Raw genomic sequence first — 16432 nt, 5'->3', positions numbered from 1 at the left:
CTAATACGTCAATTTATGATGCCAAAATTCGTGTTCCGATCGCTGTTCCATTAAACAACGCAGGAAGTTGCTCCGCATGACGCCAGCTTGCAATATCGACAGGACGCTGCAATGTTGCCGCAGCATCAAGTGCAGCATTCACTTTTACGATCATTCCATCAGTAATAATGCCTTGGTCAATTAACTTCTGCGCTTTACTCGTCGTCATTTCATCAATTTTTTGACCTTTACCATCAAGAATGCCACTAACATCCGAGAGTAAAACAAGATCCGCATTCAAGACTTGTGCAATCGCGGTTGCAGCTTGATCCGCATTAACATTCATCAATAAACCTTCTTTGGTCACGCCGATAGAGCTAATGATCGGCATATACCCTGCAGAAAGAAGCAGTTTTAATAATGTTGCATCGCCAGGTTTTGCGCTACCTACATGGCCTAACTCATCATTTATTTGGGTAACCACGGCACTTTGGCCATCACCTAACGATAAACCCACGGCTTGTAACTGATACTTTATCGCCCATGCCAATAGTGTTTTATTAGCGGTACCCGCAAGTGCACCCGTAATAATGTCAATTTGGTCAGCAGGCGTCACACGTAACCCTTGCTTTTTCATCACAGGTAATTGCAGTTTTTGCATTAACTCGTCAACTAGGCAGCCACCACCATGCACAATCACCAGTTCCCGCTGATGAGCCTGACGATAGGTTTGAATAGCAGTAAATAATCTTTCAAGCGCTTCCTCACTATCGAGTAGCACACCGCCCAATTTAATCACTAATGGTTGCATGGGGTTTTATCCTTAATTAATTCTTGCCCATAAGAGCATTAAAGTAATGACTGAGTTTCATTAAAACCGAAACGAATATTCATGCACTGAACAGCTTGCGCAGCAGCACCTTTTAATAGGTTATCTTCTGTTCCAACTAAGATTAGATGTTCACCTTTCAAAGCAAAGCCAATATCACAAAATGGTGTTCCAACAACCGATTTTAGGGCTGGAACACCCTTATCATATAAACGCACAAGAGGTTTATCTTGATAAGCAGTTTTAAACGTTTGGCTAATTTGCTCAGCAGTTACACCGGGCTTCACTTTACAAGTAATCGTTGCCAGTATGCCACGGGCAAAATTACCTAAATGTGGCGTAAAAATAACCTCTCTGCCCAAATGTGTCGCAATTTCAGGTTGATGACGATGCGTGAAAATACCATAAGGCTGTAAGCTAACTTCACAAAAGCTATTCGCCATCGATGCTTTACGCCCTGCGCCCGATACACCACTTGTCGCATTAATAACTGGCCACATATCGTCATCAAGCAAATTAGCCTCAATCAGCGGTTTAAGCGCTAATTGAGACACTGTTGGGTAGCATCCGGGTACAGCAATAAGCTGTGCTTGGCTGATTTTTTCAGCTTGCCACTCAGCTAAACCGTAAACTGCTTGCATTAGCCACTCAGTATTTGTATGTTCAAAACCGTAATACTCAGGATAGAAAGCGGCATCTTGCACACGATAAGCACCCGAGAGGTCGAATACAACACAACCCGCCTCAAGAAATTGAGGGGCAATGTCATGGCTAACTTCATGGGCTGTTGCGAGGAAAACAACATCAATGCCCTGTGCCGCTGCGGCGACGTCTGTTAATGGCTGTACTGGAAGCTCAATAATGCCTTTATATTGAGGATATAACTCAGAAAAGCATTTACCTGCATCTGTACTTTGTGCGGAAACCATCAATCCTTGAAGATTAATTTCAGGATGACGTTGCAAATAAGCGGCTAATTCTGCGCCAGTATAGCCACTAGCCCCGATAATGAGTGCGTTCAACATAAGTATTCTACCTTGTACTCGTGACCCAAACAGTTTAATGTGTATTTTTATTCAAATAAAGTGCATGAATATTGATACTATTATGGATAAAGGCTGTCAACAGTGAATATTAAATTACCTGCATTTATTGAGATTTATCGTCAATTAATTGCCATTCCGTCGATTAGTGCGACTGATTCTCATCTTGATCAGAGCAATAAAGCCCTTATTGAGTTACTCGGCGGTTGGTTCGAAACACTCGGATTTTCTGTAAATATCCAACCCGTTCCCGATACACGAGATAAATATAATCTTCTCGCCTCAATTGGTGAGGGAAATGGTGGGCTAATGTTATGTGGCCATACCGATACCGTTCCATTTGATGATGGGCGTTGGACAAGAAATCCATTTGAGTTAACTGAACACGATGGCAAGCTATATGGTTTAGGGACTGCGGATATGAAAGGCTTTTTTGCCTTTATTCTTGATGCATTACGTGATGTTGATTTAACTCAACTCAAACGCCCTCTTCATATATTAGCGACCGCAGATGAAGAAACCTCTATGGCTGGCGCTCGCTATTTTGCGGCAAGCACTGCGCTGCGCCCAGACTTTGCTATTATTGGTGAACCCACATCGCTACAACCAATACGTGCACATAAAGGCCATCTTTCCAATGCTATCCGTATTACGGGGCAATCGGGTCACTCAAGTGATCCTGACCGTGGTGTGAATGCTATCGACTTAATGCATGAATCTATTTCGCATCTCATGACACTGAGAACAACGTTAAGAGAGCGTTTTAATAATCCAGCGTTTGTCATTCCTTATCCTACGATGAACTTTGGTCATATTCATGGCGGTGATGCGGCAAACCGAATTTGTGGTTGCTGTGAATTACATATGGATATCCGCCCACTACCAGGTTTAACACTCCAAGATATTGATGACCTGCTAAATGAGGCATTAGAACCCGTTAAAGCTAGATGGCCAGGGCGTTTAGCGATTGAACCTATGCATCCGCCAATCCCCGGCTATGAATGTCCAACAGATCACAAAATGGTTGTGGTGATTGAGCAGTTGCTGGGGCAAAGAGCCGATACCGTTAATTACTGTACCGAAGCACCTTTTATTCAAGAATTGTGCCCAACGCTCGTTTTGGGGCCAGGCTCAATAGAACAAGCCCATCAGCCAGATGAATTTATCGATATGCAATTTATCGAGCCCACTCGCCAATTGATAAGTCAGATGGTCGAACACTTTTGTTTAACAGAATTACAAGCTTATTCAGCTAAATAACAATAACTTACTCTATTTATTTTTTCCAAGCGTAGCCCTTTATCAAGGGTTACGCTTTTTTATCATGAATTTTTTTCGTGTTGTGACTGAAAAAACATCAGTTATGTATTTCATTTAAGTGTTGACTCTCGATTAATATTCGGTAATCTCTATTTAGACGTCTAAACGTATAGATGCATAAATGGATTTAGTCATAAATAAATATAAAGTCACGAGGGTCAGGGTATGAGTTTCTTTCACGCAAATCAGCGCGAAGCGTTGAATCAAAATTTAGCTGAATTAGATGGACAAATTAATGTCTCTTTTGAGTTCTTCCCCCCTCGTTCTGAAGAGATGGAACAGACTTTATGGAAATCTATCGACAGGCTAAAAAATCTTAAACCAAAATTTGTCTCTGTCACTTACGGTGCGAACTCAGGTGAACGTGATCGAACCCATAGCATCATTAAAGATATTAAAGATAAAACAGGACTCATTGCCGCACCTCACCTCACTTGTATTGATGCCAGCCGTGATGAGTTAAGAGGAATTGCTCGCGATTATTGGAATAGCGGTATCCGCCATATTGTCGCATTGCGGGGTGATCTACCCGACAACAGCCGTAAACCTGACATGTATGCCACAGATTTAGTCGAATTACTCAAAGCTGAAGCTGATTTTGATATCTCAGTTGCCGCTTACCCAGAAGTCCATCCTGAAGCGAAAAGTGCTCAGGCTGACTTAATTAGCTTAAAAAAGAAAATTGAAGCCGGTGCTAACCGTGCAATTACCCAATTTTTCTTCGATGTAGAAAGCTATCTGCGTTTTCGTGACCGCTGTGTTTCAACCGGTATTGATGTTGAGATTGTCCCAGGCATTTTACCTGTATCCAATTTCCGTCAACTGGATCGATTTGCCAAAATGACTAACGTGCGTATTCCATCATGGATGAGCAGAATGTATGAAGGGTTAGATGACGACCCAGAAAGTCGTAACTTAGTCGGTGCTTCCATCGCAATGGACATGGTGAAAATTTTAAGTCGCGAAGGAGTGAAAGATTTCCACTTCTATACACTAAATCGTTCAGAACTCACTTATGCGATTTGCCATACTTTAGGTGTAAGACCTTAATCGTTTTAAGAGGCTGCTATAGCGCAGCCTCTACGCTTCCACTTTCAACGACCTATCTATATCCCATTCGTATTAGGAAGGTTAACTTGAATAAAGACAGGTTCTTTTTCATTTTTAAATTCTTCAAGTGTAAATTTTTGATAATTAAGATTGTTGTATCCTCTAAAATACAAAAGACCTCTTTGCAGATCCGTCAGTACTGTCCATACCGAGTATTCAGTAAGATATAATTTAAAAATGTCATCTTCCCCTAACATCGGATCAACTGAAGCATTTTTAGGTCGATCAAATTTATTCATGACATGCGCTAGTTCAACAATCTGAACGTCAGGATCTACAACCTGATGATAATAAGTAGAATAATAGACAGCGCGAACAAACCGCCCCACTGAAGTATCCGCATTTGGCACTGCGGCAAGTGCAATTCCACTATCCGGTTGACTGACTTTGATATTACCGAGGGTACTTGAAGAAACATCGATATTTGATAATTGTGTATAATTATTTAAGTTGGTTAAATGCCATGGAAATTCAGGGCCATTCGTCATACAACGTGTTGGATTATCATAAACCTTTAATTTGCCCTCAGAGACCTCGACCACAATACAGTCACCTGTTTTATCATAAAAAGCATAATGAAACGGACTTGGCATATTTCGCAGTAAGAGTAATTTCTGTGACCAAAAAGCCGTTTTGGGAATAACTAATTTCAGTTCCGCAACCGTCGCATACAAAGATAATGCCCATTCACCAATTGACGCGATAGGTACCGCTTTAGCATATTTTTTAGGATTAAGGGGGGCTAATTCAGAATCAGTGATCATATTCAAACTAAATGATAACCCAGCAGAATTAACGCCTTGTAATACATCTTTTGCCCCCGTAAAGCTGACTGCCGCCGTAATCGCTAAAAAAGGATATTTGACTTTATATTTTAAACCTTGTGTTCCATTAGGTGCCTGCCGCTGAAAAACATGATTCTTGGGATAATACGATAAAAGTGAAGCGGGTTCATCAGATGAAAACTCAAGAGTTCTACCATGATAAATATTGTTTTCTTTATCCGTAATTGCCAACGTTGTACAAGCAAAAGCATGATTATTCATGTTATTTCCCATTATTTAATTTATAGAACACGAAAATATAAATTAATGATCATTATCTTATAGCAATAATTCCCTCAGATGCTTTCAGGATATGATAATTTAACAACTATATTTACATATAATACATAACTCAAATTAGATCCAACATAAATATAAGATAATTTCAAATTAGTCATCATAAAAAGAACTAAAAAATATATAAACCATAGGTAAATGATAAATTAAATATTGTAACAATTAGGAAAAATATTGTTTTCAAGTAAATATCAAACAGAGCAATTAAGACTTAATAAATGACGAGTTATGATTTATTAGTCATAAATAGACACTAACATAACCACATGAATAACATGGTAAAATTTAAATTGAAATATAATTTCAATTTAATGTTATGATTTTTAAATAAAAAAACACAATCAATATTAGTATCGCAAATTAGTACTAATTTTAAGATATTGGTTTAATGACCATAATCAAATTAAGACATTTAAAATAAAATTTAATATTTGCTTTGTTAATATTAAATTTCTGTCTTATATTAAATGTAGAGCTTAATTCTCAAACGCAGTAATTAACATTTAGTTATTAAGGAAATTACAGATATGAGTAAAAAGTCATTAACACCGACCTATAGTGAGCTTGATGATGTATATTCATCATTTGATTTATCTCAATCATTACCCAAAACTCAATTTCCAGCGAAAGAAAGAGATCCACGCAATGTATTTAGCGCTGTACGCGATGAGCTAATGCTTGATGGAAATTCAAGACAAAATTTAGCGACATTTTGTCAAACTTGGGTTGATGATGAAATTCGCGAATTAATGGACTTATCTATCGATAAAAACATGATCGATAAAGATGAGTATCCGCAAACAGCCGAAATCGAAAATCGCTGTGTCCACATGTTAGCTGACCTTTGGCATTCACCAGATGCAGAAAATACTCTCGGTTGCTCAACCATAGGGTCATCAGAAGCTGCAATGTTAGGTGGATTAGCCCTAAAATGGCAATGGCGTAAAAAACGCGCGGCACAAGGAAAACCTACCGATAAACCGAACTTAATTTGTGGACCCGTTCAGGTTTGTTGGCATAAATTTGCTCGCTATTTTGATGTCGAGCTCAGAGAGATCCCTCTTGAAGGCGAACGTCTCATCATGAACCCGGAAGAAGTTCTAAAGCGTGTTGATGAGAACACCATTGGCGTCGTACCCACTTTAGGTGTGACATTCACTTGCCAATATGAACCCGTTAAAGCCGTTCATGATGCCTTAGATAAACTGCAAAAAGACACTGGATTAGATATCCCTATCCACGTAGATGGTGCAAGTGGTGGTTTTCTTGCCCCGTTCTGTGCCCCCGACCTTGAATGGGATTTCCGCTTACCACGCGTCAAATCAATTAACTCTTCAGGCCACAAATTCGGTTTAGCTCCTCTTGGTGCGGGTTGGGTCATTTGGCGTGAAGCAACGGATTTACCAGAAGAACTGATATTCAATGTGAACTATTTAGGCGGTAACATGCCGACATTTGCCTTGAACTTCTCCCGCCCGGGTGGCCAAATTATCGCGCAATACTATAATTTCTTGCGTCTTGGTCGTGAGGGCTATGCAAAAATTCACAATGCGTGTTACGCAACTGCGCAATATCTTGCACGTGAAATCGAAAAATTAGGTCCTTTTGAAATGATTTTCGATGGCGACAGCCAAAAAGGGATCCCTGCAATTGCATGGAAACTCAAAAAAGGTGCCAAAGCTACAAATTATTCTTTATATGATATCGCAGATAAACTGCGCAGCCGTGGTTGGCAAGTGCCGGCCTATTCTATGCCTGCCAACCGTGAAGATCTCGTAGTTCAACGTATTTTAGTCCGTCACGGTGTCAGTTTAGATCTTGCCGCTTTGTTAATCGAAGATTTCAAACGTACTCTAGATTATTTCGATAAACACCCTGTTAGTAAACCGCTCTCTGAACAAGAAGGCGGCGGCTTCAATCATAGCTAATCAAATTGTCGATAATTAGGCCAAAGAGTCTTCATTGTTCTTTGGTCTAATTAAGTCTTAGTGTTGTACCGATTGATTTTGCTAAATACATTACAGGAGAACGTCTATGACGACGGCAACCACAGCTCCAGCAGCAAAACAGCTGAGTTTACTGGGCTTTTTTGCGATCACGGCCTCCATGGTTATGGCAGTGTATGAGTACCCAACATTTGCCACATCCGGTTTCAGTTTAGTTTTTTTCTTATTATTAGGTGGTTTGTTGTGGTTTATTCCAGTAGCGCTATGTGCTGCCGAAATGGCAACCGTAGAAGGCTGGGAAGAAGGGGGGATTTTCGCTTGGGTTTCCAATACATTAGGTGAACGATGGGGATTTGCAGCCATTTCTTTTGGCTATCTGCAAATCGCGGTCGGTTTTATTCCTATGCTTTATTTCGTACTCGGTGCGCTCTCTTATATTCTTAATTGGCCCGAGCTCAACACCGATCCCATCATTAAAACTATTGCTGCTTTAGTGATTTTATGGGCTTTAGCCTTTACCCAATTTGGTGGTACCAAATACACCGCGACGATCGCTAAAGTTGGCTTCTTTGCTGGTATCCTTTTACCTGCTCTCATTTTAGTTGGCTTAGCGATTAGTTATTTAGTGAGTGGTGCCCCACTTGCGATTGAAATAAGTGCAGCAACATTTATTCCTGACTTTACACAAATTGGGACATTAGTCGTTTTTGTTGCTTTTATCTTAAGTTATATGGGTGTAGAAGCCTCAGCAACACACGTTAATGAGATGAAAAATCCAGGTAGAGATTATCCTGCGGCGATGTTCTTGTTAATGATTGCAGCAATATGCCTTAGCTCGATTGGTGGTCTATCGGTTGCAGCGGTCATCCCTAATAGCGAAATAAATCTTTCTGCGGGTGTAGTCCAAACCTTTAATGTGCTCGTAACCCACTTCAATTCAACGCTTGAGTGGGCTGTTCGTATTATCGCAGCATTATTACTTTTAGGTGTGTTAGCCGAAATTGCATCATGGATTGTCGGTCCATCTCGCGGAATGTATGTCGCTGCACAAAAAGGTATTTTGCCGCAAAGTTTTGCAAAGGTGAATAAAAACGGCGTCCCTGTCACATTGGTTATTTCTCAGCTATTGATTACCACTGTGGCAATCATTGTGCTCACCAATACTGGCGGTGGCGGTAATATGTCGTTCCTAATTGCCTTAGCCCTAACAGTAGTCATTTATCTTTGTAGCTACTTCATGTTATTCCTCGGATATATGCATTTAGTTTGCAAACAATCTGAGAAAAAACGTGCGTTCAATATTCCTGGTGGCAAAGGCGTTAAATTAGCGCTTGCATCTGCCGGTTTGATTATCTCGATTCTTGCATTTGTGGTTTCCTTCTTCCCACCAAGCTCTTTACCCGGTGCAGGAAGCGATAATACCTATGTCACATTACTCGCTGTCAGTTTTGTTATTATTTTCTTAGTTCCGTTTATCATCTATGCATTCCATGATAAACGTGGTAAAAAAACAGGCGTCTCAATGGTACATATCAAAACACATAATGCACCAGCCAATCATTTCTTTATTCACCCACGGGCGCGCTCTACCTATCATTTAGTTCATGATGATAAGCCAGCAGACGAGCCATCGAATAAAAAATAATTCGAGTCATAATGTGAAAAAGGCTGCCAATTGGCAGCCTTTTTTTAGACTCATCATCTCATTAATAACTAACCTGTATTACGCATACCTGCGGCAACACCTGCAATCGTCACCATAAGCGCTTGCTCAACTCGTGGATCAGCATGCTCTTGCTGACGAGAACGATGCAATAGCTCAGCTTGTAATACGTTAAGTGGATCAGTGTAGACATTACGTAGTGCAATAGACTCGGCAATCCAAGGTAAATCAGCCATCAAAGCTTCATCTTTAGAAACCGCCAGCACACTTTTAATATCTTCAGAAAGCTGATTACGCAACTTCAATCCTAAAGGCCACAAACGCTCATCAACCAAACGGTGATCATAATATTCCGCCAGCCATAAATCCGCTTTAGCGTATACCATTTCTAGCATTGCAATACGGGTATTGAAGAATGGCCACTGTTTCCACATTTCATCCAGAACCGCTTGTTTGCCTTCTTTTTCAATAACATGCTTCAACGCAGCTCCTGCGCCTAGCCATGCAGGTAACATAAGACGGTTTTGTGTCCATGCAAAAATCCATGGAATAGCACGTAACGTTTCAACACCACCGGTTGGGCGACGTTTTGCGGGCCTTGAACCCAATGGTAATTTCGCGAGTTCCAATTCAGGCGTTGCAGAACGGAAATAGGGAACAAAATCAGGTTGCTCACGAACATAGTCACGATACATATCACAAGATACATCAGACAAGGAATCCATCACCGATTTCCACTCATTCTTAGGCTCTGGTGGTGGTAATAAATTCGCTTCTAAAATCGCACTCGCATACATAGCAAGACTACTGATGGTAACTTGCGGTAGACCAAACTTAAAGCGGATCATCTCGCCCTGTTCAGTCACGCGTAAACCACCTTTGAGGCTTCCTGGCGGTTGAGATAGTAACGCTGAATGCGCAGGAGCACCACCACGACCAATGGTGCCACCACGTCCGTGGAATAAGGTTAATGTAACCCCTTCTTTTTCGCATAATTTAATCAATGCATCTTGTGCACGATACTGCGCCCAAGAAGCGGCCATCACGCCTGCATCTTTTGCAGAATCTGAATAACCAATCATCACCATTTGGCGATCGTCAATTAAGTCACGATACCAGTCGATGCTCAGCAATTTTTTCATCACACTTTCAGCATTATTTAAGTCATCCAGTGTTTCAAATAATGGCGCAACCGGTAATCTCACTGACGCGCCATTTTCTTTCAAGAATAATTTTACGGCTAATACATCTGACGGGACTTTTGCCATTGAAATAACATAAGCGGCGACAGAGTCATTTTTGGATTTTGCAATAACACGACAGGTATCGAATACTTCTTGCGTTTCTTGGCTTGGCTGCCAATCTTGCGGTATTAATGGGCGAAGGGACTGTAGCTCAGCCAGTAGGAATTGTTGTTTTTCCTCTTCTGACCATTGTGCGTAATCGCCAAGTTCCAAATATTGTGTCAACTCTGAAAGTGCATCGGTGTGACGAGTGCTTTCTTGGCGTACATCAATGCGGACTAACTGTAACCCAAAGCTACGAATACGACGTAAGGTATCCAGCAATTGACCATTAGCAATGATCTTCATATTGCAGGCAATCAATGATTGATAGCATGCATATAGTGGGTCCCATAACTGTGCGTTATCCGTCAGTAAATCTGCCGGTGGAAGTACTTGCTCGCCTTTGACTCGACGTTCTAAATATTCCAATGTTGAGAATAATTGACTCCGCAAATTTTTGGCAATTTGACGATAAGGTTCATCGACATCATCGCCGCCAGCTAACGCACGCAGTTCTGGTGTGGCCTCTATCATCGATAGCTCAGAAACCAAAACTTGAATATCTTTCAAGAATAAATCAGCAGCTTTCCAGCGACTTAATAACAGAACTTCGCGGGTAACATCTGCCGTAACGTTTGGGTTACCATCACGGTCACCGCCCATCCACGAAGTAAAACGAATTGGGTTAGCTTCTACGGGTAAAACACGGCCAACGGATTCTTCTAGCTGTTCATTGAATTCACGTAAAAAGGCAGGAACGCCTTCCCACAATGAATTTTCGACCACAGCAAAACCCCATTTTGCTTCATCAATCGGGGTTGGACGAATTTTACGAATTTCATCGGTATGCCATGACTGGGCCACCAGTTGGCGCAAACGTCGCATAATGTTGTTGCGTTCATAATCGGCAATATCATCGTGATCGAGCTGAGCTAAGCAAGTATTTACTTCAACCAGTTTGTGGATCAAAGTACGACGTGCGATTTCAGTTGGATGCGCCGTCAGCACTAATTCGATGGACAGCTGTTCAACCGCTTTATGAATATCGGCATCAGTAAAATTTTTATCTTTTAATCGACTAAACAGTTTTTTTAGCGCCACAGGGTTACTTGCTGCTTCACCATGAGGTGAAATGCTATGATATTGCTCTGCAACGTTAGTCAAATTTAAAAACTGATTAAATGCCCTTGCGACTGGTAATAATTCATCGTTAGAGAGGTTCTGCAAGGTGATAAGTAGTTGTTCTCGTTGAGCTTCATTACCTGCACGAGATGACTTAGACAGTTTACGAATAGATTCGACTTTATCGAGTATATCCTCTCCTAAGGCTTCTTTAATTGTTTCGCCGAGTAGCTTACCCAGCATACTGACATTACTGCGCATTGCGGAATATTGCTGATTCATGGGACTCCTGACTTTGTGCTTCTGGCAGAATGCGATACCGAGTTATGTCACGGCTAACAAACTGCAACCAATTTCCTGTAACAAAATTTCAGCCGGCAGTGCTGGAGTTGTAGTTTTGTGATGCATGCCGCTAAATTTACCCTTAACACTATATTCATATCAGAAAAAAAACATTTTGGGGGATTTTTATGAAATTTAATTACAGTCTTATTTTTATTAATTTTTCTTATCTAAGTATTGTTTCAGCGCAATATATTGTCGATTCAGCACTTTTAAGACATGAATGTGGCTTAAGAATTAAATCATCAGAATAAAAAAATGGAAAAAAGAAAAATTCACTAAGAAATATAATCAGCATATTAATGCTGATGCAATGAATAAATATTAAATTACGCCTAAAATAATTCAAGATGCAAGCTAGTGGCAAATACTTGCTACAACCTGACATCTTGAAATATGTTAAATTTAATTTATAGCAATTGAGAAAGACGGTTTAGATCAGATTGAATAGCCCCTGCCGTAACGTCACGCCCTGCTCCTGGTCCGCGAATAACGAGAGGATTATCACGATACCAACGACTTTCAATCGCAAAAACATTATCGCCCGGTAATAAAGAAGCTAATGGATGCTCAGGTCTAACCGCTTCCACACCAACTTTAGCTTTACCTTTGACTGCATCAAAACGAGCGACATAACGCAATACCAGCCCCATTTCTTGAGCCGCTTCTAAGCGTTGCAACATCTGCTCGTTAATCACTGCGCTGTTTTCAAAAAAAGCATCTAACGAACCCGTGGCGGCTTGAGTAGGTACTAATGATTCAACACGAACTTCATCAGGTTCAATATCATAACCCGCTTCTCGCGCTAAAATAATCAGTTTACGCATGACATCTTGCCCAGATAAATCAATACGAGGATCTGGTTCTGTCAGCCCTTGCTGCCACGCTTGTTCGACGAGTTCACTAAAGGGTACCGAACCATCAAACTGTAAAAATAGCCATGAAAGCGTACCTGAAAAAATACCGCTAATGGACAGTATCGCGTCACCACTTTCTTTTAGATCTCGCACAGCATAGTTTATCGGTAGACCAGCACCAACGGTGGCATTGTATAACCAATGGCTCGATGTTTTGGTAAAGGCATCACGAATTTGACGATACTGCTGAGTAGGCGCCGCCCCAGCAATTTTATTTGCGCTAATAACGTGAAAACCATAACTTGCAAAATCAACATAGCTATCAGCTAACGCATTGCTTGCCGTGACATCTAATACAATTAAATCGTCGTAAGGATGTGCACGCATCCATAAAAAAAGATTGTCATCTTCATGTTCAATGGCTTCATCATCAAAAAATGCGAGCGCTCGGCTTGGATCAATACCTTGATAATTCAATAAACTACGACGGCTATCAACGACACCCGCTAAAACAAAATCAAAATCACTACGAGCCGAAATATTGTGTTGCTCAGTCGTAAAGAGTTCTAACCAGCGAGCACCAATATTTCCTTTACCAAACAAAACTAACCCAATACGCTTTTCTGCACGAAATAAGCTTTGATGCATTCCTTGAATAAGATGCTCAGTCTGATTAGTACGCAAAACGGCAACTAAGCTAATACCTTCTTCCGAGTGCCAGATAAATTCAACTGGCTGACCTTTTAATTCTTCATAGAAACGATGACTATGTAGCGGTTTTTTACAGACACCGGCACCGACTAGCGCCACTAATGAAAAACCTTCACGTAAAGAAAGTGTACCCGGTAATGCGGCTTCTTCGAGTACATTCAAGGCGCTTTCGACAATTTCAGAGGTATAGCACAATTGCAGAATTGATCTATCATGGTGAATACCCCGTGCAAGAGGACGCAATTGTACACGTTTTAATAATAAGTCGATGTCCTTACAAATTTGATTAAAGTCGCGCCCAGTTGCAATACGTAATTCAATTAAACAGACATCATCATGGCTAGTCACAATTTTAGCACCAGCCCCTGAGGCTAAAACACGCTCAATCTTAGTTGAGCCCTGTTCTGGCTGATAGCTGCATCTAAGTTGTAAATCAATTTGACTCACAGAGACAGGTTGCAACGTGCGAGTGTGAAGCACTGGAGCTGCAAGGCGCGCTAGCTCGCTCGCTTCATCAAGGCGTAACAGCGGTAATAGACACGCATCCTTAACTTTTCGCGGATCTGCACTGTAAACCCCTGCCACATCACTCCAAATAGTAACTTTAGCAACATCAGCCAAAGCACCCACCTGAGTTGCAGAGTAATCACTTCCGTTACGCCCAAGCAATACCGTTTCACCTTTCTGGTTACGTGAAATAAAGCCCGTTACGACGATACGATGATTAGGATATTGCACTAATTGCTGCTGCAATAGGGGTCTTGATTGTAATTCATCAACTTGAGGTTGAGCAGCTCTTTCTGCACGTAAAAATGTACGTGCATCCAACCATGAGCTTGCTATATCTTGATGTTCTAACACGGCTGACATTAAGCGTGCAGACCAAATTTCACCATGCCCAACCACCTCTGCATAGGATGCGTCATTAATGGGTTTATCGAGCAAGGCACTTAAATGTTCTAAATCTTCAATGAATAATTTATTCAGCTGGGTCGCTTTTATCTCAGGTAATAATTCACTAATCAAATCTTGTTGATAACGACGCAACGATTGTTGAACCTGATGAGCCGATATGCGGTCACTTTGACTTAATTTCAGCCAGTTAATCAGCTGATTTGTTGTACTTCCTGCAGCGGAGACAACCATTAAATCACCGGGCTGACTATAGTTAGCCATAATAGCGGCAACTCGCTGATAACACTTAGCATCAGCTAAACTACTTCCCCCAAATTTATGTAACTGCCGGTGACAAGGTGTCACCTCAACCGCTGTTAGTACACTCATCAAAAAAACTCCGCTAACGTTGTGCTGCAACCTTAAATGCATGATTTAAATCTGCAATTAAATCCTGAGGATCTTCTAAGCCGACAGAAATACGCAGTAAACTATCAGTAATACCTGCGGCAAAGCGCGCTTCAGGTGACATGCCGGCATGTGTCATGGTTGCCGTATGCGATATCAATGTTTCGACACCACCTAATGATTCAGCCAATGTAAACAAGGTTAATGCACCAAGAAAACGGCGCAATTGTGGTTCATCGCCATCAAATTCAAAACTTAGCATTGCACCAAAACCTTTTTGCTGCTTAACCGCAATATCATGGCCTGCGTGATCTTCTAATTCAGGATAATACAATTTACGCACTAAAGGCTGAGCTTTAAGATATTTTACGATTTCATGGGCATTTTGTTGCTGTTGTAAAATACGAGGAGAAAGGGTACGAATTCCTCTTAACAACAAGTAACTATCAAATGCGCCACCCGTTACACCAATATTATTAGCCCACCACGCTAATTCTATTGCCCATTTCTCTTCTTTTGCAATCACTGCACCTGCAATAATATCTGAATGACCATTGAGATATTTTGTACAAGAATGCACAACAAAATCAGCCCCTAGCGCAATAGGTTGTTGTAAAATCGGACTAAGAAAGGTGTTATCCACGACCACTAACGCACCAGCCTCATGCGCTAACTGTGCAATATGTTGTATATCAAAAATACGCAATAATGGATTACTTGGCGTTTCGATGAGCACTAATTTAGGTTTTTTATCCAGTGCTGCCTGTAGTTCAACATCATTACTCTGATCCACAAATTGAACTTGATAAGCACCTTTTTGACTTTGGCTATTAAACAAACGATAGCTACCGCCATAGCAATCGTGGGGCGCGACAAGCAGATCCCCCGGCTGTAAAAAGACAGTACATAAAAGATGAATAGCAGACATTCCACTGTTCGTCATTACCGCTCCACTACCACCTTCCAGCTGCGCTAATGTTTTTTGTACAATATCACGTCCCGGATTACCTCTTCGTGAGTAATCATGAGCTCTCGGTTCATTAAAATCAGTAAAATTATAGGTACTGGATAAATAAATTGGCGGGACAACGCAGCCAAATTGCTGATCTTCATTTAATCCATTATGAATTGCGATAGTCGACGGTTGGTGTGCCATAAACGCTTCTCCTGATTGACGATAGCTCAAATCATACGCACTAGATGTTTGGACGTCAATATATCTAGACGTCTAAACCTCTTTACGTTTATATCAACTAATGAAATAATCAGCCCTAATTATTATGTGTAAATTGATTATCAATCACACAAAAAAACCTAGCTCATTCATTTCACAAATAAAATTGTGTTAAACTGAGTAAAGTGAATTCTAGCTTATGTGCTGAATTTGTACTGATTAGAGACTTATAACAAGTTTATCTGAAAAGTAATGCGCATATTATTTTTTATTATTAATGAATATATCCAAGGTAACTCATGGCTGAATGGAACGGTGAATATGTCAGTCCGTATGCTGAACATGGCAAAAAGAGTGAGCAGGTAAAAAAAATTACAGTATCAATCCCTTTAAAGGTACTGAAAATTTTAACCGATGAGCGCACTCGCCGTCAGATTAATAATCTACGTCATGCCACTAACAGTGAATTACTGTGTGAGGCGTTTTTGCATGCGTTCACCGGACAACCACTGCCAAATGATGAAGATTTACGCAAAGAGCGTAGTGATGAGATCCCAGAAGCGGCGAAAGATATCATGCGTGAGCTCGGTATTGACCCAGATACTTGGGAATACTAATCAGCTTCGT

11 protein-coding genes are annotated in these 16432 nt (G+C 40.9%); 5 read left to right on the top strand and 6 right to left on the bottom strand.

All coding sequences use genetic code 11. From position 1 onward, the window contains the following. Positions 1-13: 13 nt before the first annotated feature. Together argB and argC are read right to left on the bottom strand one after the other, a co-directional pair. On the bottom strand, positions 14-790 hold the full coding sequence (gene argB, locus DD649_RS07340) for an acetylglutamate kinase (RefSeq protein ID WP_294105206.1): 777 nt from the start codon (positions 788-790) through the stop codon (positions 14-16). Between the two features lie 38 nt (positions 791-828). Further along, positions 829-1833, bottom strand: a complete 1005-nt coding sequence (gene argC, locus DD649_RS07335; RefSeq protein ID WP_294105203.1) for an N-acetyl-gamma-glutamyl-phosphate reductase — start codon at positions 1831-1833, stop codon at positions 829-831. A 102-nt stretch (positions 1834-1935) separates the two neighbouring features. Between argC and argE the strand changes: the two genes are divergently transcribed. Together argE and metF are read left to right on the top strand one after the other, a co-directional pair. Beyond that, positions 1936-3111, top strand: coding sequence for an acetylornithine deacetylase (gene argE / locus DD649_RS07330; RefSeq protein WP_294105201.1), 1176 nt, complete (start codon positions 1936-1938; stop codon positions 3109-3111). A gap of 225 nt (positions 3112-3336) precedes the next feature. Then, complete coding sequence (metF, locus tag DD649_RS07325; RefSeq protein ID WP_294105198.1) at positions 3337-4221, top strand: methylenetetrahydrofolate reductase; 885 nt, start codon at positions 3337-3339, stop codon at positions 4219-4221. Positions 4222-4277: 56 nt separating this feature from the next. Here metF and DD649_RS07320 read toward each other — a convergent pair whose 3' ends face one another. Continuing rightward, a complete protein-coding gene (locus tag DD649_RS07320; protein ID WP_294105196.1) occupies positions 4278-5339 on the bottom strand; it encodes a linear amide C-N hydrolase in 1062 nt (353 codons plus the stop codon). A 590-nt stretch (positions 5340-5929) separates the two neighbouring features. Between DD649_RS07320 and DD649_RS07315 the strand changes: the two genes are divergently transcribed. Both DD649_RS07315 and gadC read left to right on the top strand, forming a co-directional pair. Next, positions 5930-7330, top strand: a complete 1401-nt coding sequence (locus DD649_RS07315) for a glutamate decarboxylase (protein WP_294105192.1) — start codon at positions 5930-5932, stop codon at positions 7328-7330. Between the two features lie 106 nt (positions 7331-7436). Beyond that, positions 7437-8993, top strand: a complete 1557-nt coding sequence (gene gadC / locus DD649_RS07310) for a glutamate:gamma-aminobutyrate antiporter (protein WP_294105190.1) — start codon at positions 7437-7439, stop codon at positions 8991-8993. 68 nt (positions 8994-9061) lie between these two features. On the opposite strand, the gene ppc is transcribed toward gadC, so the two are convergent. The 3 genes from ppc to metB form a co-directional block, all read right to left on the bottom strand. Continuing rightward, on the bottom strand, positions 9062-11701 hold the full coding sequence (gene ppc / locus DD649_RS07305) for a phosphoenolpyruvate carboxylase (RefSeq protein WP_294105188.1): 2640 nt from the start codon (positions 11699-11701) through the stop codon (positions 9062-9064). A 470-nt stretch (positions 11702-12171) separates the two neighbouring features. Beyond that, positions 12172-14613, bottom strand: a complete 2442-nt coding sequence (locus tag DD649_RS07300) for a bifunctional aspartate kinase/homoserine dehydrogenase II (RefSeq protein ID WP_294105186.1) — start codon at positions 14611-14613, stop codon at positions 12172-12174. A 13-nt stretch (positions 14614-14626) separates the two neighbouring features. Beyond that, on the bottom strand, positions 14627-15787 hold the full coding sequence (gene metB / locus DD649_RS07295) for a cystathionine gamma-synthase (protein WP_294105185.1): 1161 nt from the start codon (positions 15785-15787) through the stop codon (positions 14627-14629). 317 nt (positions 15788-16104) lie between these two features. Here metB and metJ point away from each other — a divergent pair, with 317 nt between their 5' ends. Then, positions 16105-16422, top strand: coding sequence for a met regulon transcriptional regulator MetJ (metJ, locus tag DD649_RS07290; protein ID WP_294105183.1), 318 nt, complete (start codon positions 16105-16107; stop codon positions 16420-16422). Positions 16423-16432: the final 10 nt, after the last annotated feature.

It is taken from the genome of Providencia sp. (assembly GCF_003533305.1).
In the GTDB taxonomy this organism is placed as follows: domain Bacteria; phylum Pseudomonadota; class Gammaproteobacteria; order Enterobacterales; family Enterobacteriaceae; genus Providencia.
This window is presented reverse-complemented; position numbering and strand designations above follow the sequence as displayed.